Origin of the sequence: Aureimonas sp. AU20 (assembly GCF_001442755.1) — a bacterium.
Taxonomy (GTDB): Bacteria; Pseudomonadota; Alphaproteobacteria; order Rhizobiales; family Rhizobiaceae; genus Aureimonas.
The window spans coordinates 2709402-2733788 of the sequence record NZ_CP006367.1; the positions used below are offsets into that span (position 1 = coordinate 2709402).

A 24387-nucleotide genomic window follows, 5' to 3' on the forward strand; every position below is an offset into this window, starting at 1 on the left:
AAGCCCGTTTGGGAACCGGTCGCGGTTTCACCGCAAATCTCCCGCATTTGAATTGAACGGAACAGTTCGGGGCTGCGGATGCAGTCTTAGCGGCACGCCGGCCCTCGTTCTGCCGGAGCGTTCGATTCCGTTGTTCAGGATAGGAATCGAAATCTCGCATCGATGCCAATAAATCGGGGATGGCCCGCGACTATTCCCTGCAAGAGGCATGGCAATGTGGTATCGCCACGCGGAATGGACGAAATGGAAGGGGCGTTCGACCCTTTCCGCTTGTGCCCGATTTGACGATTAACTCACTCGTTCGACGAAAGATGAGGATGGCTCGCTCCGGTCTTCTTAAAATTGTCCGCTTTTCGCTCGCATTCGGCCTTGGCGTTGCAAGTATGGGCGCGGCTCGGGCGGCGGACTTCAACGCCTTGGACACCGTGTCGATCAAGGTCACGGAGTGGCTGCCCGCGCGCGGCGAATATCGCGAATGGTCGGCCCTCAGCGGGAATTATTCGGTCGGCCCCGACCTCAGCATTTCCGTCCCCTTCCTCGGCCAGATCGCGCTGGGCGATCTCGACCGCAACACGCTGGCGGAGCGCATCTCGGCTCGCCTTCAGGAGCGCATGAGCCTGCCGCAGCCGCCCGACGTGCAGGTCGAGATCGCGCAGCGTGCGCCGGTCTACATTCTGGGCGCGGTGGCGACGCCCGGCTCGGTGCCCTTCGTGCCCGGCATGACGGTGCGCCAGGCGATCGCGCTGTCCGGCGGCCTGTTCCGCGGTGGCGGCGTGGAAATGCGCCTTGAGCGCGACGCCATCACCACAGCGGGAACGCTCGATGATGCGCGCGATCGCGCCGACCGCCTGCGCGCCAAGGTCTACCGTCTCGAGGAAGAGGTGCGCCCCGAGGACGCGCCGCCGATCAGCGCGGACGCCAAGAAGGGCATCCCCGCCGAGCTCCTGGCGGAAGAAGAGTCCATTCGGCAGACCCGCACCCAGGTTCGCCAGTCGCGCATCAAAAGCTTCGAGGACCGGCGCGATCTCGCGCGGGATCAGATCCGCACCCTGGCGGACATGAGAACCAGCCTCGACCGGCAGATCGACGTGACGCGCGCCGAGTTGAAGGACGTGAACAAGCTGGTGGATCGGGGCCTTGCGGTTGCGGGTCGCTCCACCACGCTGGACCGCACGCTGGCCGATCTCGAAAGCCGGCGTCTCGACCTCGATCTCGGTGCTCTGACGGCCAATCTCGCCGTCAACGAAAGCGAGCGCGGTATTCTGGACGTGGACACGACCTTCCGCATTGAGACGTCGAACGAGCTCCAGACCGCCCGCGCCGAACTGGAAAAGGCCAAGCGCGACATTCACGTCGCCGAAGACCTGCTTCGCGAGGCGACGCTGATCGCCCCGGCCAATGCGATCGAGCGCGATGGCGATCTGGCCGTCAGCCTCGAAGTGTTCCGCACGCCCTGGGGCGGCGGACAGCCGGTGAAGATCGATCTCGACGCGCCGCTGGCCAGCCGCGACACGGTGGAGATCCGCCTCGACATGAACCGCGCGCGGCCTTCGGTTCGCGCGGATGCGCAGGTCGGCAATCCCTGACGCGCGCTCGAGCTAACTGTTAGACACGCGGCCCGTCCATCCCTTCCGGATCGGCGGGCCATTCCCGTGCTCCCTGCCCGATCGAGGTTCCGATGCTCGACATTGCTCTCAACGGACGTTTCCTGACCCGCCATGCGACGGGCGTCGATCGCGTGGCCGAGGAGATCGTTCTGGCGCTGGATCGGCTTCTCGACGAAGTCGCAGGCGGACATCCGCCTTTCCGCGCCGAGCTCCTGGTGCCGGCCAAGGTCGAGCGCAGCCTGTCGCTGAAGCACATTCCGACCCGCGCGGTGGGGCGGCTCGGGGGCCATGCCTGGGAACAGACGGAGCTGACCCGCGCGGCGGGGCGGCGCTGGCTGATCAATCTCTGCAACACCGCGCCGGTCAGCCGCCGGCGCAACATGGTGCTCATCCACGACGCGCAGGTCTATCAGACGCCCGAATCCTATTCGCGCAGCTTCCGCCTCGCCTATCGCGTGCTTCTGCCGCTGGCGGGCCGTCGCTCCGCCGTGGTGCGCACCGTGTCGCATTTCTCGCGCGAGATGCTGGAGACCTACGGCGTCGCCCCGGCCGGGAAGATCGGCGTGATGCCGAACGGCTGCGATCATATGGGCCGCGTGGAAGCCGATCCGACGGCGGTGGATCGCTGGCAGCTGACGGCCAAGCCCTATTTCCTGATGCTCGGCAGCCTCAGCGCGCACAAAAACATCCGCACGGCGCTGGAAGCGGCGGCCGAAGCGGGCGTCGATCGGCTGATCGTCGCCGGCGGCGGCAATGCGCGGGTCTTCGCGCAGTCCTCCCTGCCGCAGACCGCCAATTCGGAATTCATCGGGCGGGTGAGCGACGCCGAGCTGAAGGCGCTTTATTCCCACGCCCGAGCGCTTCTCTTCCCGTCTTTCTTCGAGGGCTTCGGCCTGCCGCCGCTGGAAGCCATGAGCTGCGGCTGCCCGGTGATCGCCTCCACGGCAGACGCCGTGCGCGAGACCTGCGGCGACGCCGCGCTCTATGCCGATCCGCACCGCGTTTCGGAATGGACGGCGGCGTTGCGGCTTCTCGATTCGGACGAGGCCAAGCGGGCAGAGCTCGCTGAAAAGGGCCACGCGCGCGCCCGGCAGTTCACCTGGGAGGCCAGCGCGCGGAAGTTGCTCGACGCTTTGGCCGAGCAGCAGGCCGCCTGAAAATTTTCTGCGGACCGCGATAGCGAATTCGCCGGGCTATCTGGCCTTGGCTTTGCGCGCGGCGTTCGACACAAAACGCCAGTTAACTCAATGTTTTAGATATCTTCGAGCGAAAAGGGCATCAGGCCCCTTCGTGGCGTTCGATCGTGCCGCGTCGCCAGCGTTCGTAGAGATGCGTGACGAGTGAACGCGAACTGAACGGGGCCTTCAGGGTGGGTTCCGGCGGAGAGGCGCAGAAATGGGCCGTGAACATCGGGTTCCGCCCCTCTTCGGAGACGCTCTCATGAACGCCAAGACCCTCGCCACCGTCGCCCTCGTCGCCATTCTGGGCGGCGCCAGCATCCTTCCCGCCAGCGCCAACGACGTGCGCATCGAGCAATATGGCTGGTCGAACTCGGCCGGCGGCGCGCAGCACGGCAGCCGCAACCGCGTCCGCGTCTATCAGAACGGCAGCGGCAACGGCATGACCGGTCAGCAATACGGCCAGGACAATCTCTCCGCCGCCGGCCAGGAAGGCTACGGGAACTCGGCCGCGACCTATCAGCGGGGCAACCGGAACGTCGCGGGCGTCGGCCAGTTCGGCTCCAACCACACGACGATCCTGACGCAGGACGGCAACGGCAACATCGCCGCCGGCGTACAGGTCGGCCGGGGTTGCGCGGCCAATGTCGCCCAAGGCGGCGCCGGCAATGTCGCGGCCTTCGTCCAGACCTGCGACTGATCGCGTCTCTCTCCATCGATCCTCGCGCCCGGTTCGAGCCGGGCGCCGCATCCCCGCCTCGCCCCGGCAGCGATCACGCCGCCTCAACGCCCAAGGAAACGCCCATGCTTCGCCTTCCTGTTCTATCGCGCCGGGCCGCGCTGGCGCTCGGCCTCGCTCTTCTCCCCGCAGCTGCCTTCGCTGGCATGTCCGGCACAGTGGCCCCCTCCGGTGGACCGGTTCGCTGCGAAATTCGCGCCGTGCCGCAGGGCGGCCTTCTCTCGCTGACGGCGCTCGTGGAAACCGACAAGAGCGTCACCGGACGCTACACGCTGGAGGTCGAGGGAGCAGGTCGCGGCGGCGGCACGCAGCTCAGCCAAGGCGGCCCCTTCACCGCCGGCGCAGGACGCGCCGCGACGCTCGGCTCCGTCACTCTCACGGGCAAGGGCGCGCTCTACGACGTGTCGCTGGACGTCACCGTGAACGGGCGCACCGTCTCCTGCAACGAGCGCGTTGGCGACCGAACCTGAATCGCCCCGAACTCTATTTCCTATTCCGTTCAAAAAGGCGCCGGTCTCCGGCGCCTTTTTCGCATGCGCGCGTCGGTTCGGCCGAAGCCTGAACGCTGGTTGAACGGCGCTTTCCGGTGCGGTTCAGCCCGAACGTGCGATTCTCCCTTCATCGGTCAAGACGAGCCGAAGACTGGAGACAGACCATGATCCGCAACCTCTTGAAGGCCCTTTCGCTCGCCCTCGCCCTTGCCGGCCTCGCTCCCCTGGCAAGCCCCGCACAGGCGGGCGGTCAAGTGTCCTGGGATCTGGCGCCCGCCGATCGCGGGCAGGCCGATGCGCTGTCGATGGGCATGCGGCTTTATGCGATCGGCCGCGAGTTGCGGAACGGCTCGATCGACCAGAACGGCCTCGGCAACGTCGCCGGGCTGGCCCAGCGGGGTCATGGCAATCTCGGACTCATCCGCCAGCGCGGCAACGGCCACTCCGCCACCTTGCAGCAGAATGGCGACGACAATTCCTATGCTCTGTTCCAGTTCGGGCGCAACGCCGAGGATGCCGTGGTTCAGAACGGCAACGGCCGGAGCGGCGCGCGGGTGACCTATGGCTGGTAAGGGCGGGCGGAATCTGGGCCTGCCCGGCCTGCGACATGGCCCCGCAGCCATGAGGGTGAAGGACCGGCACGAGCGCCTAAGTTTCTCGCCCGGCTCCCCTTTTTGCCCTTCGCTCCACGTTCATCAAAAATCGGCGTGATGGCTTTCCGGCGGCCTTCCCGCTCTTGAGGCAGGCGGCGTTTCGTGGGAGGAAACGCCGATCTTCGGCTGGCGGCTCGCCGGGCGGAATGCCAGGTTTGAGAGAGAGGTCTACCCGCCGGCGACTGGCTGTTCGGCGATGTTTCCCTCGGTCGGATCGGCAAGAACCGTCGAATGAAAGTGGGTGCGTGGACGATCAGAACATCCCGGTCGAGATCAGCGACTATTTCGCCCGCGCCACGATCGCGTTGGCGCTGGCCTCCTCGCAGGGCGACAACCCGCTGGTTCTCGTCAACGACGCGTTCTGCAGGCTGACAGGCTACAGCGCCGAGGACGTGGTCGGCCGGAACTGCCGCTTTCTCCAGCGCGACGCGGAAAACGGCGAGGCCAAGCGGCAGATCCACGCGTTCCTCCAGCAGGACCGGCAGGCCAATGTCCGCACCTCGATCCTGAATTTTCGCAAGGACGGCAAGCCCTTCGTCAATCTTCTCTACATGTCGAAGCTGCGCGGCCAAAGCGGCGAGGTCCGGTTTCTCTTCGCCTCGCAATACGACGTCAGTCGATCGCAGCCCGACCGGCTCGCCGCCTATGATTCCGAACTCGGCGGCACATTGGCACGTCTCAGCCCGGCCCTTGCCGAAAGCGGACTGGCGCTCGAAGGCTCGCTGATGGTGGTCGCCAATTCGGCCGCCACGATCGCGCAAGCCAAACTCACGCTCGCGGACCTCAATGTCGCCGACGAGAGCTAAGCCGGATCGCGACGCCTCGCCCGACGGAACGGCGGCGGACGCAGAGGCCCGGCCGGTCCTGCCGGTGGTCGGCATCGGCGCCTCGGCCGGCGGGCTGGAAGCCCTGCGCGAAATGCTGTCGGCAGCCCGGGCGCCGACCGGCATGACCTTCGTCGTCGTGCAGCATCTCGACCCCAATCACGAGAGCATGCTGGCGCAACTCCTCGATCGGCACACCGACCTCGCCGTTCTGCAATGCGAGGGCGGCGAGCGGCTGGAGGCGGACAAGGTCTACATCATTCCGCCCGGTCGCGGACTGGCGGTCCAGGGCGGCGTTCTTGAATTGACGGACTTCGCCCAGCCGCGCGGCCTACGCCGGCCGATCGACGATTTCTTCGTCTCGCTCGCCGGCGACCAGCAGGCGAACGCCGCCTGCGTGATCCTGTCGGGAACCGGCGCGGACGGCACGACCGGCCTGCGCGCGGTCAAGGAGCATGGCGGCGTCTGCGTGGTGCAGGAGCCCACGACCGCGCGCTACGACGGAATGCCCGTCTCGGCGGTGGGCACCGGCCTCGTCGATTTCGTGAAGCGGCCAGGCGAGATCCTCGACTGCCTTTCCGCCTTCTTCCGCCGTCGCGGCGCCGACCCGGCCGAAGAGGAGGCCGAACTCGTCGCCGATCATCTCGACGATCTCTGCCGCGTCATTCGCACGACGATCGGCCACGACTTCTCCGGCTACAAGCGCACGACTCTGGTGCGGCGCGTCGAGCGACGCATGCATGTGCTCGGGATCGACACGGGCCGGGCCTATCTTGCCCGCATTCGCAGCGACGGGGTGGAATGCGACGCGCTGTTTCGCGACCTCCTAATCAATGTCACGCGCTTTTTTAGGGACGTGGAAGCGTTCGAGACGCTGCGCGTGCGCGTGATCGAGCCGCTGGTGCGCGCCCACGAATCCGAGGAGGATATTCGGGTCTGGGTGTCCGGCTGCTCGAGCGGCGAGGAAGCCTACAGCGTCGCCATGCTTTTCGCGGAGGCCGCCCGCGTTCTCGGCGTGCCGCCCGCCGTGCAAATCTTCGCCACCGATATCGATGAGCAGATGCTGCAGATCGCGCGCGAGGGCTCCTACCCCGCTTCCGCGCTGGCCGACATTCCGGCTTCGCTGCGCGAGCGCTACACCATGCCCCATGCGGAGCGCTTCACCATCGTTCCCGAGATCCGCGATCTCATTCGCTTCTCCAATCATAGCGTCGTGAAGGACCCGCCCTTCTCGCGGATCGACCTCGTCTCCTGCCGCAACCTCCTGATCTATTTCGACGATCGACTGCAGCAGTCCGTACTGCCGCTGTTTCATTATGCCCTTCGCCCGGGCGGCACGCTTTTCCTCGGACCGTCCGAAAGCGTCGGGCGCTTCGATCAGCTCTTCCCCGTGCTCGACCATGGGACCCGGCTGTTTCAGCGCTCGCCAGGCTCGCCGAAATATCCGATCGACCTGCCGAGCGGTTCGCGGCGCCACGAGCTCCGGCGCGACGACAGGGAGGATCGGGCGACCGGCCTTTCCGTCTCCGACGAGACGATTGCGGTGCGGCGCGTGGTGGATCGCTACGCCCCGCCCAGCATGGTGCTCGATCATGACGGCGGCATCATCGCCGCCTATGGACGCCTCAGCCCCTATTTCGACTTTCCCGTCACCCGCGCGGGCGGCATCAGCGCCATTACCCTGGCGCGCACAGGCCTGCGCGAAGTGATCGGCCCGCTCGTCCGGCAGGTGCGGGACAATCGAAAGCGGCTGGTGGCGCGCGACGTGGAGGTGCAGTCGGACTATGGCGTGCAGCCGGTGGAAGTCATTTGCGACCCGCTGCCGGACGCGACGCTGCTTCTCGTGCTGCGCGATGCCGGTCCCTTTCGCCCGGCGGGCGGCGCGGATCTTGCCGAAATGGCGATGGGCGACGACCATATCGAGGTGCTGGAGGACGAGCTTCGCCTTACGCGCCACCGCTTGCGCTCCGCCGTGGAGGAACTTGAAACGGCGAACGAGGAGCTGAAAAGCTCCAACGAAGAAATGATGTCGATGAACGAGGAGCTCCAGTCGACCAACGAGGAGCTTTCAACCGTCAACGACGAGCTAAAGACCAAGGTGGACCAGCTCACCACCGCCAATTCCGACCTTCGCAACTTCTTCGAATCGACCGAACTCGCCGTCGTGGTTCTGGATGGCGAGATGCGCGTGCGCAGCTACACCCGCGCGGCGGTCTCGATTTTCCCGCTCCAGCCCGTGGATCGGGGCCGGCCGTTGGCCGACGTCGCGAGCCAGCTCGTCGGAGAGGATTATTTGGAAGACGCCCGCCGCGCCGCCGCCGGGGGCTCCATCGTTCAGCGCCGCGTCACCACACGCGACGGCGCGCGCACCCTCTCGCTGCGCGTCCTGCCCTATCGCACGCAGAACGGCAGCACAGACGGCGCCTCGCTGGTTCTCACCGACATCACCGAACCGCTGGGGCTAGAGCGCCAGCTTGCCGCCGAGCGAGATCGACTCGATCTCGCGATCAAGGCGAGTGGCATTGGTATATGGGATTACGCCTCCGCGCGCGACGCTCTGGAAATCGATCCGGTCGTCGCCGGCCTGTTCGGCCTCCCGGGCGAAGGCACGCGCACTCTTGATGACCTGAAGGCGCAGATCGCGCCGGAGGACTGGCCGACCGTTCGGGACCAGTTGGCCATGGCGGTGAACGGCGAGCAGGATTTCGAGGCGCGCTTCCGCATCGAAGCCGCCGATGGAACCCATCGCTGGATCCGCAGCTTCGGGCGGCCGATGGAGGCCGGGGGCGAGCGCCGGATCGTCGGCGTCGCCATCGACGTCTCTCCCGAATTCGCGGTTGCCGAAACGCGCGAGTTGATGCTGCGCGAGATGAACCACCGGGTGAAGAACCTCTTCGCCATTATCGGCGGCATGATTTCGGCTGGCGCGCGAAGCCATGCCGACACGAAGAGCTTCGCCGCAGACATGCGCGAGCGGATCATGGCGCTCGGCCGGGCGCATTCGCTGGCCTCGCCCGCGGGCTCAGCGGCGGTGAGCGAACTGTCAGGCCTCGTCGCGGCAACGCTCTCGCCCTATCATGGCCATGTCCAGGCGACGTTCGACGGGCCGTCGGTGCCGATCGGCTGGCGCCATGTCTCGCCGCTGGCGCTGATGCTCCACGAATGGGCCACGAACTCCGTTAAATACGGCGCGCTGGGGCGCGAGGATGGCAGGCTGTCGGTCCGCTGGCGGCGCGCGGCGGAGGGCATCCTGCTCGAATGGGAAGAGCGTATGGCCTACGAAGCCGAGCCTGGACAGGGCAATGGATTCGGTACGCTGCTTCTGGAGACCTCCTCACGCCAGCTCGGCGCCCGGCTAGATCGCGCTTTCGACGGAACATGCTTCCGCCTGTCCCTCCATCTTCCTGAGACCGTTCTTGCCAATGACTAGATCTGTGATGATCGTCGAGGACGAGCTCTTCGTCGCACTGGACCTGCAGGACATCGTCGAGGAGATCGGCCACCGCGTGCTCGGCCCCTATGTCACGGTGCGCGAGGCGCTGGACGCGATCGAGGCCGACCTGCCGGCCTGCGCGATTCTCGACGTGCAGCTTCTCGACGGCGAAGTCTATCCGGCGGCGGACCGCCTACGCGCAGCCCGCGTCCCGATCATCTTCCACTCCGGCCACGCCGACGAAACCCAGCTGCTCGGCCGCTATCCCGACGCTGCCGTCTGCGCCAAGCCGTCTTCCCCCGCCCATCTCCAGTCCGTTATCGAACGACTGTTGAACGAGGAGAACGGCGCTACGAGCATCTGAAGAAGGCGAAGGAGTTAGAGATCCTGAGCTGAGCAAGCGCCCGGTTTAGTCGAAGTGGTGCGGGCAGGATGTCGGCACTTCGCTCTAAGGTCGTGTTGGCCTGCCAACGCAATAGCCGTTAACAATACGGGGCGTCGAGAGGCAGCTCGAATAAACTTGGAAATGTCTCAAGGAACTCAGTAGCGTTTAATCGGGATGAAACGCTGAAAGCCATGGAGGAATGGTCGGAGTGGCAGGATTTGAACCTGCGACCCCCTCGTCCCGAACGAGCGGGTATGATGGCGAAACCGCGCAAAACCGGGATTCCGTGCCTCGCTTCGCCCTCTGCCTTCCCGTTCTGTTCCGGGCGAATCCGGGGGTATCTGAGCGAATTGCCCAGATTGGCTGTGCCGGCTCCCGGCCGCTGCTTGGCGGGAGGGCAGCATGAGCGAGCGGCGCCTTCTCATCTCGTTCTCCGCCGGGGAGTCCTCGGCTCTTATGACGAAGCTAATCAAAGAACGGTGGGGGACCCGCTACGATCGCATAGAGACCGTTCTGGCAAATACGGCGCAAGAGAGCGAGGAAACCTTGATCTTTGCGCTCCGATGCGAGCAGGCCTTTGGATGGGGAACTGTTTGGCTTGAGGCTGTCGTAGATCCTGAACCCGGCGAAGGCACCAAGCATCATGTCGTCAGCTTTTCTACAGCCGACCGAGCGGGTGGCGTCTTTGAGGCCGTAATCGCGAAATACGGTATTCCAGGCCCAGGCTTCCTTCACTGCACAAGAGAGCTAAAGCAGCGGCCTATCACCAGCTACGCCCGCTCGATTGGCTGGGAGGCTGGAAGCTACGATACGGCGATTGGTATCCGGGCCGATGAGATTGATCGCTGCGATCCACATGCCCGCGAACTGCGCCTTCTCTACCCTCTCATCGGCTGGGGCATTCGGAAGACCGATGTTAACGAGTTTTGGGCGGCGCAGCCATTCCGCTTGAACCTCAAGGGCTACCAGGGAAACTGCCGCTGGTGCTGGAAGAAGTCCCTACGCAAGCACCTGACGATCATGCAGGAAACGCCGGACGCGTTCGACTTCCCTGAGAGAATGGAGGCGGCGTACCCGATGGCGGGCTCCAATCCTCGAAATCAGGTGAAGCGTTTCTTCCGCGAGAGCCGCACTGTAGCCGACCTCCGGCACCTTGCTGCAACCACGCAGTTTGAGCCCGCGTCAGATGATGCGCGCGAATATCAGACCGATCTGTTCTCGCCCCTCGCGTTGGACCTTGGCGGCGACTGCGACGAAGGCTGCGAAGTGAGCTTTGGAGAAGCAGCATGACGACCTCTAACGAACTCCGGGCTCTCCTCGAAAGGGTGGAGGGTGGAGCACTGAAGGCTCTCCTTGTTGGGCGGCAACCTATGGCTCGGCTCCCGGCCTCCAGCCTAGTCCTTGGAGCAGCCCTCCTCCCCGCCAAGCTCGCACAGGAGGACGGGAATGCGTGAACTGACGGAACCGTGCGTGATGCGGCTAGAATGGGTGAATGACCAATCGGGCTTCGGTCCTGTGAGCTACCATGCAAAGACCCCGTTTGGGTGGTTCATGGCCTATGAAGATCAGGACAGCGCGGCGGGCTGGGTGCTTCTAGAATGGGCTCTAGCCCTCTCCTTCCAAGGCACAGATAAATCGATGCGGCTAGGGAAATTCGCCGAATTCCCTGATGCAAAAGAGCATGCACAAAGCCAGTTCGAAGCAAAAGTCATGAGCTGCCTTAGAGAGGTGCCGGCCCCAGAAGAGAGGCCTATGAAAGGCTTCTTTGCTGACATGACCAACGAACAGCGCGAAGCTTTCCATGGCATGATGCGCAGACGGATGGGCGGGGAGTGACCCGTCTGACCATCCGCCGCACCCTCTCCCCGAATCGTTCTCATCCTGTTCTCATGGCGGGATGGGATTCGATAAGAACGGCACATGGGTGCTCAACACCCTCGGCGACATCATCGAGACGGGCGGCACGGTGTCGGCTTACTGCGGCGATAGGCTGAACTGCGGCCGGACCCTAGACCTCGATGTCTACGATCTCGTGATGCAGCTAGGGAGACGGTGGAAGCACATCGAGACCAAGCCTCCTCTCAAGTGCGCCCATTGTGGATGCCGGGAGATCCAGTTCATCTTCGCGCCGGACACGCGCCGATCGAACGCCGCGTCGTTGAGGGAACTGCCTCCGGGCAACTTCCGGTCATCCAGAACTGAGGCCGAGAGGGAGGCGCTGGCTCTCCTGTTTCCTCGGCGATGGGATTGGCCGGCGAAGGGCGGTTTATGAAAGTTATCTCGGTTTAGCCTCCGGCGATAACTTCTCACTGGATGATCATCCAATCAGCGCCGATGCCGGGCCATCTCGTTCCGATGTTCCCGAAGCTCCTCTTCTAGCTGTTCAATCCGCCGCCCGAGTTCATCCAGGCTCTCAATGATATTGCGACCGGTTGCCCTCGTCTCGACCAGCGAGAGGCTGTGCCCCTCCACGGCTGCGGCCAGTGCTTTGATAGAGCCGCTGTCCACTAGCGCTCCTGCGACTTCGAGATGCGCCCCCTCAGTAGGCATGCTGGACGGGTGCGCCCTACCCCGCCGAAACGCGAAAGCGGACAGGAAGCCAGTCAGCAGAATGACGATGGCGTTGGCGATTTTCTCGAAGTCGAGGGATGCGATCCATTCCATGCCTCACCGCCTTGCCGCATGCTTTCCAACGTCCGACCAGGACCGGACGACATTCCAGAGTTCGGCGATCACGAACGTCGACCAGGCGATGACGCCGGAGAACGCGCCCCCTGCGAACAGGAAGGCCATGAGAAAGCCGAGCGACACCTGAGACCAGATCGCCACGCCCACGATCGACGCAGCGGCGCGGATGTGAGGCGAGAAGGCGAAGCCCTTGAAGGTGCCGTTGATGGTGAGCGCTGCGAGCCGGAACACGGCGCAGAGCCCGATGATGGCCGACCATGAGGATTCGTCCGCCCAGGACGACAGGAAGGCAAACGAGGCCGACTTGGCGAACATGGCGGGGTCGAGCTGCAGGCCGAACCACAAGCCGATGGCGGGCCAGACCATGATCCATTCCGAAACCCGGATATGAAAATGGTCCGCAACGCCGCGGTAGACCCGAAGGATGATCACGATGCACCTCCCATCGCCCTAGCGGCCCCAGCCAGCGCCCCTTGCCGGTCTCGGCACTCTCCCAACGCAGCCCGGTCTTTGCCCCACAGACGCACGGTCTCGGCCGTTGCGAGATCGCGCTCGGGAAGGGCTGCAGGTTCAGCGCACGGCAGGAGAAGGGACTGGGGCACGGTCGGCAGGCGTGGAGCGACCGATACCGTCGAGCGCGTCGCGCAGCCGCCGAGGAACAGCGGGCCGGCACACAGGAGCGCTCCCAGCAACAGGCGGCGGGGTTTGGTCGACATCGGTTTGTTCCTGTTCGAGGGCGGCTTCCAGAGCCGACATGCGGGCCGTGCGCTCGGCGTCCCGCTGGTGATAGTCGCGTTCGATTTGGTCGATCTGCGCTTGGGCGGCTTGGCGTTCGGCCTCCCGCTGCGCCTCCGCCTGACGCTGCGCCTCCTGCCAGATGCCGCGCTCTTCTTGGCGACCAGCAAGGCGGGCGTCTGGAACGGTGACGAAGCTGGCGTAGATCGTGGCGCCCAGCGCGCCAAAGCAGAGGCCGACCAGGATCATGAGGGCCGATCGCAGGAGCGCGAGGACGGCCATCACAAGCCTTCCAGGCACAAGCGGCGCTCGTCCTGCCGGCGGTTCGTCAGCCCCGCCACAACGCGACCGCCTGCCTTGTTCCACGAGAGCAAAGCGTCGCAGGCACCCCGGATGTCGCCCGCGTTCAGCCGGCGCGCCATGGAGGAGCCGCAGAACCCAGCCGTGCCGATGTTGTAGGTGACCGAGATCATGGCCGCATAAGGCTTGTCCGGGATCGCGTCGGGCGCCTTCAGACAGGAGCGCATCCCGGCTTCGAATTGCTTCACGCCCTCGCCGAGCATCACCCGGCATTCCTCGAGCGTGTAGCGGTCGCCCATCTTCACGCCGCGAGTCTCGCCGAAACAGACGGTCGGGATACCGACGACATCGCGATAGGCAACGGGGCGGAAGCCCTCCCATGCGCCAACGAGGCCGATCACGAGCGCGGTCACGGCGGCGCCCTTCTTCAGACGCGAGCCGCCGATACGGGTACCCTTCAGGGGCGCGGTCATCGGTTGGCACCGGAGACGGAGGACTGCGCGACGAGGCGCGAGACGAACGCGGCGGCGCTGGTCAGGCCCGACAGGAGCGCGAACACGCCCGGCGGCACCGGCAGCGCGCCGTCGAGCGCCGGCAGCACGATCTCCAGCACGGAGAACAGGAAAGCGGCGATGATGAACCGGACGGACCAGGCGCAAGAGAGCACCCGCCGCCAGTTGGGGACGAGGGTCATGGTTTCCTCACAGGGCAAAGAAAAGCCCGGCGCTGAGGCCGGGCTTGTGAGTTCAGAGGGGGAGGAAGACGTTTAGGCCGCGACGGCCCCAACGCTTTGCAGGTAGGCTTTCAGGGCGTTGTAGAGCCCCGTCTTCTGGGCGGTAGTGGTGAGCGCGCCGCCCGTGTGGACGATGGCTACCTGAGCGTCGCCATAGCCGTTGTTGTTGCGCAGCAGGTCCAGACCCGTCGCCAGAGAAGTCGACGCGGTGGCCAGGGTGGCGAACTGCGCGCCGTCCACCACGAGCTCGGACGCGTTCGACGCCGTGCGGTTGGCAACGACATGATGCGGCGATGCGGTCGAGCCCGAGCCGCCGAGGCCGCCCGTGCTCTGGCTGACGCGCCCGCCGTGCCCCGATGCGCGCGAATGGACGTTGGAGCGCCCGTTGGCTGAACCGAAGTCCTCGCCCGTCGTGCCGTCCACCAGCGTGAAGACGCCCATATGGGCGCTGTCCTGCTGATGCTTCGCGCCCGTCGCCGTGCTCGGGTTGAAGTTGGTCGCGGCGAACTGGTTCGACCCGTTGCCCTTGTAGCCGCGATCCTTGGTCCACGTCGGGAACGCGGTCGAGGTCAGCGTGTAGGAGGTCGAGATCAGGTTCTCGTTCGCGGCCTGCTGCGAGTGAGCCGCGACGACATGCAGCTCGTCCAAGACGGACAGGACACCCGCCGTCTTCAGGTCCCCGAACAGCTTGTCCAGCAGCCCTCGCCGCTTGTCGCTCGGCGGCGAAGTCATGCGCGCGACATAGGATGACGCCTCGGCGTTCGTGAACGCATAGGCGGGATAGAGGGCAAGCAGCTGATCGCGCAGGAGCGCTGCGGCTTCCTTGTGGATCGGCGTCGTCGGATGCGTCTCGTCGTTGGCATTGGTGGCACGGATCACGGATCCGGCCGCGTGGGCCACGGTCGGAGATGCGCCCGTGATGGTGACGACATAGGGACCGGAGCCCGAAACGCTGACGACTTTGAACGGGAAGTTCTGGGTCGGCACCGTCTCGACATTCGCCGTGCCGGGTTCGATCACGAACGTCTCATCCACATCCGGCTTGTCGGCCATGGTCATGGTCGTGGCGTTCACCGCGCAATCGGCCGTCAGCGTCGAAGAGAACGACCGAAGCTTGAATTTGCTTGGCCCAGAATTGGCGTCCGAGCAGAGCGCAGCCATATCGAGGATGGCATCGGGGCCGAGTGAGACGCCAGCATTGTTGCGGATCCGCGCGTTAAGCTGGTCCTTGTACCCTCCGAGTTCGTAGCCGATGCCGTTGACGCCCGACGTGTACCAGGGGAACTGGTTCGTCAGGTCGGTGCAGCGATAGTTCGTGAGGATGTTCTCGCTCGATGCATTCCGGGTGCCGGTCGAGACGCGCGGCGGAATGGTCCCTTGCAGGACACGGGTGTGGCCGAACGAGCGCATCTGAGCATAGAGCGCCTGCAGGTTTTTCCAGATGACGGCATCCGTGTTGCCGCCGCCCACGTCGTTGGTGCCGAGACCCGAATAGGTCAGGGTGTGGAACCGAGCATAGGCCCGGCTGAAATAGTTGTTGGCGTTCCAGTGCCCGACCTGCCGGCCACCCAGCGAGTGCGAGAAGTAGGGAATGCCGGCGGCGAACGCCGCGCGCTTGGCATAGCCGCCGCCATTGTCGCCCACGCCGCCGCCGTCCGACAGGCGATCCGTGATGCTGTCGCCCGCGATGAACAGGGACGGGACCTGCGTCTTGCCATCCACCGGCAGGCCCACCACCATGACCGGCGCAGGGCCGGGAAGCGTGGCGCCGCCCGAGGGCTGGGTGATGCCGCCCTGGATCATGACGAGATCAGCCGGCGCCCGCGTGTCCACCGTTGGGTCGTAGATGTAGGATGTCCCGAGCGTCTGCCCGCAGGTGTAGACCACCGCGCCGTCAGGGATGTCCACGACGGTGTTCACGTTGATCTCAAGCGAGTCCTCGAACTCAGTCAGACCGAACATTGCCGGCGTTAATTCATCCGAGAAATAGAGATCACACCCAACAGGGACGGTGAAGGTCTGGGAGTTGCCGAACAGGACGCGAACGATCGGCGTAGGGGCACCTGTGATTTCGACCGAGCAGGCCGAGATCGGCGTCACCGGACCCGCCAATTCCTCCGCGCTGGTCAGCGATTCGATGCGGATGGTCGAGAAGCCGATGCGGAGCGACTTCTGCGAGCACCGCCCGAGCTTCATGGGCTTGCGTGCATACGTGCGGGTACGGGTGCCGAAAGCGCCGCGCGATGCATTGTTGACCTGCCCGGCCATGGAGGCATTCTTGTAACCTGCGGCGAGGACTGCGGGCCAATTGCCCTTGGCGTTCACGCCGACAGAGGCCGTGCTGACGCGATTGTTGTTCGTTGCGGTCGGATGAGACTCCGTGATGGAAATCGCGATGCTTTCGCCCAGCGTCAGCGATCCCGAGCCCTTAACCACGTAAGCGTCGGTTCCATCGTCCACGATGCGAAGCTTGTTCCCCGCAACAGCCAGTGAAAGCGTAGACCCAGGCGTACGGCGCGCCACCCTGAAAAGTCTCGTTCCATCGGTTTCATCGACATAGGACGAGTAAGAGTTAGCCTGGGCTGTTTGGAACAGGTTGTTCAAGGTAACAGGAACAGATGGCGTGCGGCGCGGGTCAAGAAGGGACTCGGCAACCCTCACCTTGTCTTTCAGAAGCCGCGCGGCCTGAGTGACCATGTGGATGCCGTCGAACGTGTAGACGCCTGCCGCCGTGATGACGCTGGTATCGGCGTTGGCCGTGTGAGCGCGGGCGAGGTTCTGGCGGAACGTCAGCGTCCATGTGCCATTGCCATTGTTCGTGACGGCCTGAATATCTTTTGCTTCGGCCTGCGCGGAGTCGCCCTGGTTCAGAATGATGCCGTCGCCGGGCTGGACAGCGAAGTTGACGGTGGCAACCTTCTGACCCGACGCGGCGTCAGCCGTGAGCCGACCCTGCTGGCTCGTGACGGCAGCGAACTTGCCCGATCCCGTCGAGCTTTCGATCGCGGAGGCCAGCTCGATATACCCGTCCACATCGGACGGGGTGCCTTTGATGTAGTTGTTGAACCCGTCAATGGAGGTTGGCGCTTGGCGAACCTGCTTTGAGGCGTCGGCGCTGCTCCAAAGGAAGCTGTTGTCTGCGTTGGTCCCCTCGTCTTTCGAGAACGAGCAGGGCAGAAGCAGCGTCTGGATCAGCCGCTTATTGCCCATCGTCTTAAGCTGGGCGTGAGCGGCCTTCGCGTCGCTCACAACGGTTGTGGCATTGCCGTTCGTCGCCGAGTTCAGGCCCATTTCGCAGAGGATGACATCGTAGGGCCAGCCCTTGGCCTCCAGCAAGGCGCGACGCTTGTCAAAGCCCTTGATTTGGACGCCAACCGGCGTGGGCGAGAGCGTGAGGTCGAGAAGCCGCGTGCCGGGAACGCCCATGTTGCCGAACGGAAGACGCCCGCTCGGTAGGGTGTTGAGAGCTCGGTCGAAGAAGCTATTCCCCCCCAACTCTTCGGCCGTGACGCCGAAAGGCATGCCCTGAGTCCGATCACCCCAAAGGATGCTATCGCCGACCTCAAGCACTGCCATGGACTTCGCAATCGCGTCCGCACCATAAGGTCGAGCGGTGGCGAGGATGGGCAGTCCGTCGTAGATCGCGATGCCGGGGGTGTTGGTGAAGAACTCGCCCGTGTTGTTCCGCAGGTTCGCGACCTGGGACACGGTGCCACTGCTGTTCATCCCGTCGCCGCGATTGCTCGGCGTGCTGATGATGGAGCGTGGCAGGTAGACCGGGCCTTGCGACGGGCGATATTGGTTAAGCGCCAGCTCGTCGGCTACGCCGTAACGGATCACCGAGTTTGCCGGGATCACGACGGGTAACTCGTCCGTCCAAATGGCCGTGCCATCGGCAATCGTGAACGCCTCCTGACCGTTGTAGGTCAGGTAATATTTCACGTCGTTGATCTCAGCCACGACCTGCTTGATGGGCCAATCGTTGGTGAGAGGCTGCTCGTTCGCGTACCAAGCAGCCAGCGCCAGCGAAAGGCCGTAGGTTGCCCAAGGCGGTGACGTGTCCGCAATGTAGCGCATCTTGAACAGATCGCCTGAGACGACCTGCGCACGGTTGCTCTGGACCTGAAGACGCGAGGACGAGAGCAGCGGGCGCCCGATCTTCAGACCGCCTTTGTCTGCACCCCCCGCACCAAGCGAGTTCGTCGTCAGAGCCGAGAGCGCCAGAGATCCAAACTCAGGGCTGATCCTGCTCATGCCGCCACCCAAGCCAGCTTGTCGCCAGAGTCAACGAACAGGTGAACATCGGTGCCAGCCGGGATGAGACGACGCGGGCCGATCGTCGCGTCAGGCGCTACGCCAATCGCCACCCACGCATCGATAGACGATCGGATGGTGAACACGGGAGCGCCAGCACCATTCCCGCCGGCAGGAGCCGAGCTTGTCGTCGTGGCGGCGCTCGCAAGCGTCTCAGACCAGACAGCCTTGGACAGAAGCGGAATGACCGCGATGGAAGACGAGGCGACACTGCCTGCTTGGCTGCGACCATAGCCACCGACAAAACCGCAAGCGACGTGGAGACCGGAAAGGGCCATGGGATTTCCTTTTCTGCATAAAAAAGGCCGCACGAGGCGACCGGGGGAACTGCTATGGTTCGCTCTCTGGATGCGGAGGGAGCGATGAGGCGAACTGTTCTGGTGCTCGGGTTGGCGATGTTGCCGCTGTCTTCAGCGCTCGCGGCGGAAGGATGCGGCGTCTACACGCTCGATACGCGGCCACCGGGCGAGAAGGTCGCTCGGATCGTTGAGGACCGCGATCTCACGATTGAGGAACAGGGAGCAAAACCGAAGACCTATGAGCTTCGATCGGCTGGAACCGGGATTGCTGCAATGGAAGGCCATCCGACTGGGAAGACGGGTGGCGAGTTGATCGAAGTGCTCGAATTCAGAGGCGGCTTGGTCGTGGATATGCAGCCGTTCGAGCCGTTCTGTAAGCCGTGAAGCGACTTGCCTCACGGCTTACAGGGCCTTGCCGGTCTATACCTTTGCACGAGATTGGGCGCTTGCGAATAATCGTTTGAACATCGGCCAGGAGTCAGACGCGCGCATTAGCGTCGTGGTGGCCGTGATCTGTTTCTGTAAATGTGGGTGCCCAACGTCCTCCGTGAGGAACTGGTGGTTGCGCCTCTTATTGTCAGGATTGCGGCTCTTTAGTTCGTCCAGCACGCCTTCCGGCAGAGCCTTGTAGATGAACTCGTTTGTGAATTTGCCGACGACACCGGGGCGAGCGACGGATTTCGGATCATACCTCCACTTGTGGAGGCGGAAGATCTCTTCGTAGAAGCTGTCAGGGAACCGCTTGCTCCAAGGCAGTAGCTCTTTGGCGATGTACTTCTCTAAGATCGAATGCAGCTCACCGCGCTTGCGGACGGTTTCATAGCCAGTTGCCTCATCGACCAAGGCTACGATGCCGACGCGCGCAAATCCGCGCATAAGGATCTCGCATTGCTGCGCGATAGGTTGCTGTTGCGCTTGGAGCTTGCCGGCTTGTCGAGCCGCTAGAACCGCCTCGCACAGCTCGACCAAGACCTCAGCTTCGTATCCGTAGGCCTTACCATTGGCAGGCGTTCGGAACAAAATCGGGTTCTGGACTCTCTCCCTTAACTCATTGGAAACAAAGGAGGAAATGATCTTTCCCCCGATGAAAAGCTCAAGCCGACTCAGGCCCTTTTTCATGGACCCGCCTTGGGCAATCGCCATTCCAGTTTGGACACCAGACGCACTCAGTACGCGCCTCTCATCGTCCAGAACATAGCACGGCAGGTCGATGTCTCCGACACGCAGTGGGTGATCGCTCGAACCGTAGACCGCACGCGGCAACGCCTTCTCGCCGCTCCATCGTGCAATTGCTGCCTTCTTGGCATTCTCTGAGCGTTGGGCATCCTGATTGATGAGGTCGTCTGACATGCTCGCATTCCTCCGTATGAATGCGAGCCAATTTAAGGCTAGCATTAAAGGCGTTCAATGCGAGCCTATAGATATCCACAAGACAACCCGCCCTATCCTCACTGGTGATCCGGACGAAATCCAGCCACGCGCTAGGCGGGTGTGATGCCATCTTCTCGTTTTGCGGGAGGGTGGAATGATACGAACTCAATACGCCGTCGCTGGAATGCTACTGGTCGCTTTGGCTGGATGCGGGACACCGGAAGAGCGCGCCGCCCGCGCAGCGCAGGAAGCCGCTCAGCAGGAAGCTCGCAAAGACGCTCAGTGCAAAAGCTATGGCTCTCGCCCTGACTCCGACGCCTATGTGAACTGCCGTGTCCAAATCGATCAAAGCGAAGCTGCTATCAACGCCGCAGCGGCCGAAAGAAGCGCGGCCGAGTTGAGGGCGACTGGCGCAAGGCTGATGAACGGCCAGCCCACCACCCGTTGCACGTCAACACCCTTCGGCAATACGATCCAGACGAACTGTTATTGAAGGCCCTCCTCTGGCCCACAGTCGCGGTCTTTGGCATTATGAGCGGATGAAGGTTCTTCACCGCTTTGGCGTTGTGTGTTTCTGGGCTTGCTGCGCAATCGCGGCGGCCAACCCAGCTATGGCGGTGATGATCGCCGCTGGTGGTCAGCCCTTCCCTGCTTCAGGCTGGCTGCAGATTGCGTTTGCAGTTGTCGCTTGGGTCGCAGGAGGAAGCGCGATCCGCTTCATTTTTGGATGGTCCGCGAAAGATGTCTGATCTACCGAAGACCATTGAACACGATGAGAACGAGCCGCCGCGCGACACCTCGAAACCGCCTTGGCTGCTTTTAGCCTGCATCCTGGTTTTCGTCTGGTCCGTCACGCTGACGAATGAGGGCATCGAATGGCGGTCTGTCCTCTTGGGAGGCTTCACCGCCATGATCTTCACTCTCTGGGCTATTGATGCGACCGGCAACAAGGTGCCGTTATCGTGGCGCCGCCGACCGACCGACCGCTTGTGATGTGATGCTGTTGAGAACGCCAATCACGACGTTCCTTCGGCCTTCGTCTGATAGCGCCTTGGTGTTCGCCGCCGTCAAGATTTTCCGTGCCGCCGATGGATTGGTCTCCAGAAGGCCTTGAGCCACCTGCTCCACGACACGCGGAGGAAGCCCCTTCGCTTCGTTTACCATCTTGGTCAGAGCCTGAAGTCCAGCGCCAACGAAGTCACGGTTCAGCAGACGGGACACCACAGCCGGGTCGAAGTTGGCAAAATCCTCGAAATCGGCCAGATTGTCAGCGGTCTTAGAGCCGCCCGTGGCCGAGGCCGCCGTTTCGAACATGCGCTGTTCACGCCCTAACCGTGCCACGAGTTCGTCGCCAGTGCCAGGTGCAGCAAAAGCCGGAAGCTCCCGTCGCGCCGTGTTGCTCAGGAACGGACGAGCAGCATTTGACATGTTGCCGGTCGAAGCTTCAGCCGCCGCTATCTTGGGGTCGAAATAGCCAACGCGCGCCGCATCCCGAGCGGCGTCGTCTGGAAGCTGTTCGAAGGCAACCAGATTCTCGTCCGTCCGAGTGCGGGGTTTCGCCATGTTTTTGCCGGTCTCAACTGCATCCACGCGAGCCGAAGCGGCCTTATAGGCGTCACGAGCACCGGCATAGGTCGGTGATGTCCGCGCCAGTGCATCATCAAGCGCTTGCTGGATAGGCATTAAAGCCTGAACTTCGCCACCGCGACCATTGGCCGTTGCTGACGCGATCATGGCGTCAATATTCGTCTTCGCCCGGAAGGCCTGGGAGACGTTCGTCACCGTCAGGTTGTCGCTTGCCAGATAAGACCGAGCCGTCCTCAGCGCTTCACGAATAGGATCGCGGATCTGCGCCTCGCCGGCCTCAATCGGCGCACGGATTGCGAGATCGGTTGGCACGGCACCTTGCGAGCGCGCGAACTGGTCGGCAAGCGGGCTGATGCGCTCATTGGCGTTGCCGATTGCTGCGTTCACATTGATCGGCGCCGTCTCGCTCATGACCGGGCCGTAATTGATGCCCGCTTCCGTCTGGCGAAGCTTCTCTAGCGTGCGGGTGTATTCAGCGGCCGAAAGCGGGGAGCCGGAAGCGTCAGTGAGCGCCGATGCCACACGCCGGCCCGCATCACCTTGGCGACGGCCGAGGAATTCGACCGCCCCCTGACGAGCCTCGTTCGGGGTGCGAGTGACGACGTTCAACATGCGCTGACCAGCATTGCCGAGAGCATCGGCCACGGTGAACACGTCTTGACCGGAAGCCTGCGCATCTTCGAGCTGGCGAACAATGCTATCAGGCGTCGCGCCGGAGCGTTTCATGGCCGTTGCGAGGGCCTTGTCCGCGAAGGGCTGCGGGGTAATGCGAGCGGTGACGATATTGCGGATAGGAGCCGTGACAGCGCCCGCGCCGGCAATAGCCAGCGGGATAGCGCCACCAGAAAGGCCTCCAACCAAGGCGCCATCACGCGCGCCAGCAAGACGCCCGCCAATTCCCTCACCCTCACCAGCGCCAGCGATGCCGCCCATGATCGCACCATCAGCAGCCGATCCAGCAGCGATGCGAGCCAGGCCGCCGCCACGAGCCATCGTGTTTGCGGCTACAGACAGGCCAGCCTTCGCCATCGCAGAACCCGCTCCGACACTGCCGGCGACCGTTCCCGCCGTCGCTGCCAACGGATGCTTACCTTCGGCGTATGCCATCAAATCGTCGCGCTTTCGCAGGCCACGATCGTAACCGTCCTTGATGCGCTGGGTGAGAGACTTCCCCTCATCCTCGCCTGAGTATGCACCGATCGCCGCCTCGATTGGCACGCCAAGGGCCGCGCCGATCTCATTGCCCCAGCCTAGCAGAAGCGAGTCGCCACCCTTCATCACCGAAGTCCCGAGCGCGCCGGGGTCACCGGAGGCCGGCTCCAGCGGGTCAAGCTCCTTACCAGTCGGGCTGGCGGCAACCTCGGGAGGCGTATAGCCGATGCGCTTCTGGAATTCGGCTTCCGGCATGTCGGCATAGTACTTACGATGCAGAGCGCTCGCCAGATCCGCGTCGCTCATGTCCTCGTACTGCGGGAATTTAGCCCGCACCTCCTGCATCGTCGGCATTTTATCGCAATCCTAGCGGGTCGGCGTCGGAAGCCGGGACAGTCGGGGCGGCAACGGGGGCGGCGGCTGGCGGAGCGCCATCCACGCGTGGCTTGTAGTAGGTTCCACCGCGAAGCTCGGAGGCACGGTCACGGTTGAATTCGACACGGCGCTGGACGGCGGCTTTAGCGCGCTTGATAATCTCTTCACGCACCGCCTTTGGCTGGCTCGACATCCCCTGCACATCAAGGAGAATTGCCCTCTCCCCTTCAGTCGGAGCACCACCGAAGATCGCCTTTAGGGAGCCTAGTGCCTGAGTTGTGATGATGTTGTCGTAGGTCTTCGTGGCTTGAGCGGTTTTCGCGTCAGCAACACCATCGGGTACGGCCCAATCAGGCAGGTTGTTGCCCATCCAAGTCCGAGCCCCTGCCGTTGCGCCCTCATAAGCGTCAGGGCTTAGCTTCAGAGCCTCATCTAGCAACCCAATCACGCCATCGCCGTCACGAGCAATGTCGTCCGCTTCCCGAATGGCAAGCCGATCGCCAGCGGTAACGCCCTTATCAGGCGCTGGCAGGGTGCCTGTCAGGATGAAACGCTGACCCTCTGGCGAGTTCGGATCAATTCCGTAGCGCTCCGCAAGGCTCTCACGCTGGCTCGCGTCGTTGGCCTCTTTCTGGCTGCTGCGACGCTGGTTGGCGAGGCTCACTGCAACATCGATTGGCAGGTCTGCCAGATCAGGGTGGTTCTGACGGAGCCAGTCACGCGTGACGTTCTTCTCGCGCTTGGCTTCGTCTAATGCGAGGCCGTCCATCGCGGCGTTCGCAACGCTCGGGTTCGAGCTGTATGCCTCAGCTTGCTGCGGGGTGAACCCACGACTTACGAGAAGGCTTCGCATCGCGGCCCGGTCGTTCGCCTTTTCAGCCCGGGCGATATCAAGAGCGTCCTGCCGCTGCCTCTGGCCCTGTCGGTTGGATAGGTTCTCGCTGAACCCCTGGAGCGGGTTGTTCGACGGCGAAGACATTAGACTGGCACCGATGGCCGAGAGCCAGTCTCCGAAGCCATCAGAGCGGGCAAAGCCGCCCAAACCACCCAGCCCGCCAGGATTGCTCGTAGACGCCATAGCATCACCACCCAGAGTATCGTCGCCTGCACCGCCAAAGGCCATCGTGTCGCCCGAGCCCGTGACAGGAATTTGCGTCGTGGGCGCTACTCCGCTCGGCTCACCAGCGCGAATGCCATCCCATTTGCCGATACCGGCCTTGGCCGCACCGTACCATGGCGACCAGCCGCCGGCCTTCGCCTGATCCAGCGCGAAATCGATCTGTTGCTGCACTGTGGATGGATCGCGAGGGTCTAGGCCGGTTTGTTCGATGAACGCGTTGCCGAGACCTTTGCCGTAGCCGGTGCCCTCGCCGCCAACCAGAAGCTGAAACGGGCCATAGGACGGTTCACGTCGTCCATTCTTGCCGAGGGTGGATTGGTAGACGCCCGGTGCCAAGCCCTCAGATCGCGCAACACGAACGGCCTTGTCGGGGTCCATACCGCGAGCACGAGCACTCTCTCGG

At 63.7% G+C, this 24387-nt stretch carries 23 protein-coding genes; 13 read left to right on the top strand and 10 right to left on the bottom strand.

Going from position 1 to position 24387, the window contains the following annotated elements:
* Positions 1-383 precede the first annotated feature (383 nt).
* The 11 genes from M673_RS12025 to M673_RS12075 all read left to right on the top strand — a co-directional run bounded on the left by M673_RS12025 (position 384) and on the right by M673_RS12075 (position 11582).
* A complete protein-coding gene (locus M673_RS12025) occupies positions 384-1586 on the top strand; it encodes a polysaccharide biosynthesis/export family protein (protein ID WP_187301258.1) in 1203 nt (400 codons plus the stop codon).
* A gap of 92 nt (positions 1587-1678) precedes the next feature.
* A complete protein-coding gene (locus M673_RS12030; RefSeq protein WP_061976280.1) occupies positions 1679-2764 on the top strand; it encodes a glycosyltransferase family 4 protein in 1086 nt (361 codons plus the stop codon).
* Between the two features lie 283 nt (positions 2765-3047).
* Complete coding sequence (locus tag M673_RS12035; protein WP_061976281.1) at positions 3048-3485, top strand: curlin; 438 nt, start codon at positions 3048-3050, stop codon at positions 3483-3485.
* A 104-nt stretch (positions 3486-3589) separates the two neighbouring features.
* Positions 3590-3994, top strand: a complete 405-nt coding sequence (gene csgH / locus M673_RS12040) for a curli-like amyloid fiber formation chaperone CsgH (protein ID WP_061976282.1) — start codon at positions 3590-3592, stop codon at positions 3992-3994.
* Positions 3995-4179: 185 nt separating this feature from the next.
* Positions 4180-4587 (top strand): curlin, encoded by a 408-nt coding sequence (locus M673_RS12045; RefSeq protein WP_061976283.1) that lies wholly within the window; start codon positions 4180-4182, stop codon positions 4585-4587.
* Between the two features lie 326 nt (positions 4588-4913).
* Positions 4914-5474, top strand: a complete 561-nt coding sequence (locus tag M673_RS12050) for a PAS domain-containing protein (RefSeq protein ID WP_061976284.1) — start codon at positions 4914-4916, stop codon at positions 5472-5474.
* Positions 5455-8922, top strand: a complete 3468-nt coding sequence (locus M673_RS12055; protein ID WP_082639397.1) for a CheR family methyltransferase — start codon at positions 5455-5457, stop codon at positions 8920-8922. Before M673_RS12050 ends, M673_RS12055 begins: the two co-directional genes overlap by 20 nt.
* Positions 8915-9289: a response regulator gene (locus M673_RS12060; RefSeq protein WP_061976285.1), complete on the top strand. Its 375-nt coding sequence runs from the start codon at positions 8915-8917 to the stop codon at positions 9287-9289. The genes M673_RS12055 and M673_RS12060 overlap by 8 nt, the downstream gene beginning before the upstream one ends.
* Positions 9290-9712: 423 nt before the next feature.
* Complete coding sequence (locus tag M673_RS12065; protein ID WP_061976286.1) at positions 9713-10600, top strand: hypothetical protein; 888 nt, start codon at positions 9713-9715, stop codon at positions 10598-10600.
* Between the two features lie 156 nt (positions 10601-10756).
* A complete protein-coding gene (locus tag M673_RS12070) occupies positions 10757-11146 on the top strand; it encodes a hypothetical protein (RefSeq protein ID WP_061976287.1) in 390 nt (129 codons plus the stop codon).
* An 88-nt stretch (positions 11147-11234) separates the two neighbouring features.
* Positions 11235-11582 carry a hypothetical protein gene (locus M673_RS12075; protein ID WP_148640045.1) on the top strand — a complete coding sequence of 116 codons (348 nt, stop codon included), beginning with the start codon at positions 11235-11237 and terminating at the stop codon, positions 11580-11582.
* A gap of 53 nt (positions 11583-11635) precedes the next feature.
* Here M673_RS12075 and M673_RS12080 read toward each other — a convergent pair whose 3' ends face one another.
* From M673_RS12080 to M673_RS24210, 7 genes are all read right to left on the bottom strand, one after another.
* A complete protein-coding gene (locus M673_RS12080) occupies positions 11636-11974 on the bottom strand; it encodes a hypothetical protein (protein ID WP_061976289.1) in 339 nt (112 codons plus the stop codon).
* Between the two features lie 3 nt (positions 11975-11977).
* The gene (locus M673_RS12085; protein ID WP_061976290.1) at positions 11978-12430 is read right to left on the bottom strand and encodes a hypothetical protein; all 453 of its coding nucleotides are present in this window, start codon (positions 12428-12430) and stop codon (positions 11978-11980) included.
* A 138-nt stretch (positions 12431-12568) separates the two neighbouring features.
* Positions 12569-13015, bottom strand: coding sequence for a hypothetical protein (locus tag M673_RS12090; protein WP_061976291.1), 447 nt, complete (start codon positions 13013-13015; stop codon positions 12569-12571).
* On the bottom strand, positions 13015-13506 hold the full coding sequence (locus M673_RS12095) for a lysozyme (RefSeq protein ID WP_061976292.1): 492 nt from the start codon (positions 13504-13506) through the stop codon (positions 13015-13017). Before M673_RS12095 ends, M673_RS12090 begins: the two co-directional genes overlap by 1 nt.
* Entirely contained in the window at positions 13503-13727 is a 225-nt protein-coding gene (locus tag M673_RS12100; RefSeq protein ID WP_061976293.1) for a DUF7940 domain-containing protein, read from the bottom strand. Before M673_RS12100 ends, M673_RS12095 begins: the two co-directional genes overlap by 4 nt.
* A gap of 72 nt (positions 13728-13799) precedes the next feature.
* Entirely contained in the window at positions 13800-18020 is a 4221-nt protein-coding gene (locus tag M673_RS12105; protein WP_061976294.1) for a hypothetical protein, read from the bottom strand.
* The gene (locus M673_RS24210; protein ID WP_148640046.1) at positions 18017-18358 is read right to left on the bottom strand and encodes a hypothetical protein; all 342 of its coding nucleotides are present in this window, start codon (positions 18356-18358) and stop codon (positions 18017-18019) included. Before M673_RS24210 ends, M673_RS12105 begins: the two co-directional genes overlap by 4 nt.
* A 54-nt stretch (positions 18359-18412) precedes the next feature.
* On the opposite strand from M673_RS24210, the gene M673_RS12110 reads away from it, so the two are divergent.
* Positions 18413-18763: a hypothetical protein gene (locus M673_RS12110; RefSeq protein ID WP_061976295.1), complete on the top strand. Its 351-nt coding sequence runs from the start codon at positions 18413-18415 to the stop codon at positions 18761-18763.
* A gap of 36 nt (positions 18764-18799) precedes the next feature.
* Here M673_RS12110 and M673_RS12115 read toward each other — a convergent pair whose 3' ends face one another.
* Positions 18800-19729, bottom strand: a complete 930-nt coding sequence (locus M673_RS12115; RefSeq protein ID WP_061976296.1) for a P63C domain-containing protein — start codon at positions 19727-19729, stop codon at positions 18800-18802.
* Between the two features lie 762 nt (positions 19730-20491).
* On the opposite strand from M673_RS12115, the gene M673_RS24215 reads away from it, so the two are divergent.
* The gene (locus tag M673_RS24215) at positions 20492-20743 is read left to right on the top strand and encodes a hypothetical protein (protein ID WP_148640047.1); all 252 of its coding nucleotides are present in this window, start codon (positions 20492-20494) and stop codon (positions 20741-20743) included.
* Here the strand turns inward: M673_RS24215 and M673_RS12120 are convergent.
* Both M673_RS12120 and M673_RS12125 read right to left on the bottom strand, forming a co-directional pair.
* Positions 20708-22843 (bottom strand): hypothetical protein, encoded by a 2136-nt coding sequence (locus M673_RS12120; protein WP_061976297.1) that lies wholly within the window; start codon positions 22841-22843, stop codon positions 20708-20710. The two genes, M673_RS24215 and M673_RS12120, sit on opposite strands and share 36 nt — an antisense overlap.
* Before the next feature lies 1 nt (position 22844).
* On the bottom strand, positions 22845-24362 hold the full coding sequence (locus tag M673_RS12125) for a hypothetical protein (protein ID WP_061976298.1): 1518 nt from the start codon (positions 24360-24362) through the stop codon (positions 22845-22847).
* Positions 24363-24387: the final 25 nt, after the last annotated feature.

Excerpts from the sequence above, each read along its gene's own strand:
- M673_RS12125 (WP_061976298.1), bottom strand. The coding sequence starts at position 24,362 with ATGGACCCCGACAAGGCCGTTCGTGTTGCGCGATCTGAGGGCTTGGCA.
- M673_RS12110 (WP_061976295.1), top strand. The coding sequence starts at position 18,413 with ATGGTTCGCTCTCTGGATGCGGAGGGAGCGATGAGGCGAACTGTTCTG.
- M673_RS12105 (WP_061976294.1), bottom strand. The coding sequence starts at position 18,020 with ATGAGCAGGATCAGCCCTGAGTTTGGATCTCTGGCGCTCTCGGCTCTG.
- M673_RS12095 (WP_061976292.1), bottom strand. The coding sequence starts at position 13,506 with ATGACCGCGCCCCTGAAGGGTACCCGTATCGGCGGCTCGCGTCTGAAG.
- M673_RS24210 (WP_148640046.1), bottom strand. The coding sequence starts at position 18,358 with ATGGCCCTTTCCGGTCTCCACGTCGCTTGCGGTTTTGTCGGTGGCTAT.
- M673_RS12090 (WP_061976291.1), bottom strand. The coding sequence starts at position 13,015 with ATGGCCGTCCTCGCGCTCCTGCGATCGGCCCTCATGATCCTGGTCGGC.
- csgH (WP_061976282.1), top strand. The coding sequence starts at position 3,590 with ATGCTTCGCCTTCCTGTTCTATCGCGCCGGGCCGCGCTGGCGCTCGGC.
- M673_RS12115 (WP_061976296.1), bottom strand. The coding sequence starts at position 19,729 with ATGTCAGACGACCTCATCAATCAGGATGCCCAACGCTCAGAGAATGCC.
- M673_RS12080 (WP_061976289.1), bottom strand. The coding sequence starts at position 11,974 with ATGGAATGGATCGCATCCCTCGACTTCGAGAAAATCGCCAACGCCATC.
- M673_RS24215 (WP_148640047.1), top strand. The coding sequence starts at position 20,492 with ATGTCTGATCTACCGAAGACCATTGAACACGATGAGAACGAGCCGCCG.
- M673_RS12045 (WP_061976283.1), top strand. The coding sequence starts at position 4,180 with ATGATCCGCAACCTCTTGAAGGCCCTTTCGCTCGCCCTCGCCCTTGCC.
- M673_RS12055 (WP_082639397.1), top strand. The coding sequence starts at position 5,455 with ATGTCGCCGACGAGAGCTAAGCCGGATCGCGACGCCTCGCCCGACGGA.
- M673_RS12060 (WP_061976285.1), top strand. The coding sequence starts at position 8,915 with ATGACTAGATCTGTGATGATCGTCGAGGACGAGCTCTTCGTCGCACTG.
- M673_RS12120 (WP_061976297.1), bottom strand. The coding sequence starts at position 22,843 with ATGCCGACGATGCAGGAGGTGCGGGCTAAATTCCCGCAGTACGAGGAC.
- M673_RS12035 (WP_061976281.1), top strand. The coding sequence starts at position 3,048 with ATGAACGCCAAGACCCTCGCCACCGTCGCCCTCGTCGCCATTCTGGGC.
- M673_RS12100 (WP_061976293.1), bottom strand. The coding sequence starts at position 13,727 with ATGACCCTCGTCCCCAACTGGCGGCGGGTGCTCTCTTGCGCCTGGTCC.
- M673_RS12070 (WP_061976287.1), top strand. The coding sequence starts at position 10,757 with ATGCGTGAACTGACGGAACCGTGCGTGATGCGGCTAGAATGGGTGAAT.
- M673_RS12025 (WP_187301258.1), top strand. The coding sequence starts at position 384 with ATGGGCGCGGCTCGGGCGGCGGACTTCAACGCCTTGGACACCGTGTCG.
- M673_RS12030 (WP_061976280.1), top strand. The coding sequence starts at position 1,679 with ATGCTCGACATTGCTCTCAACGGACGTTTCCTGACCCGCCATGCGACG.
- M673_RS12065 (WP_061976286.1), top strand. The coding sequence starts at position 9,713 with ATGAGCGAGCGGCGCCTTCTCATCTCGTTCTCCGCCGGGGAGTCCTCG.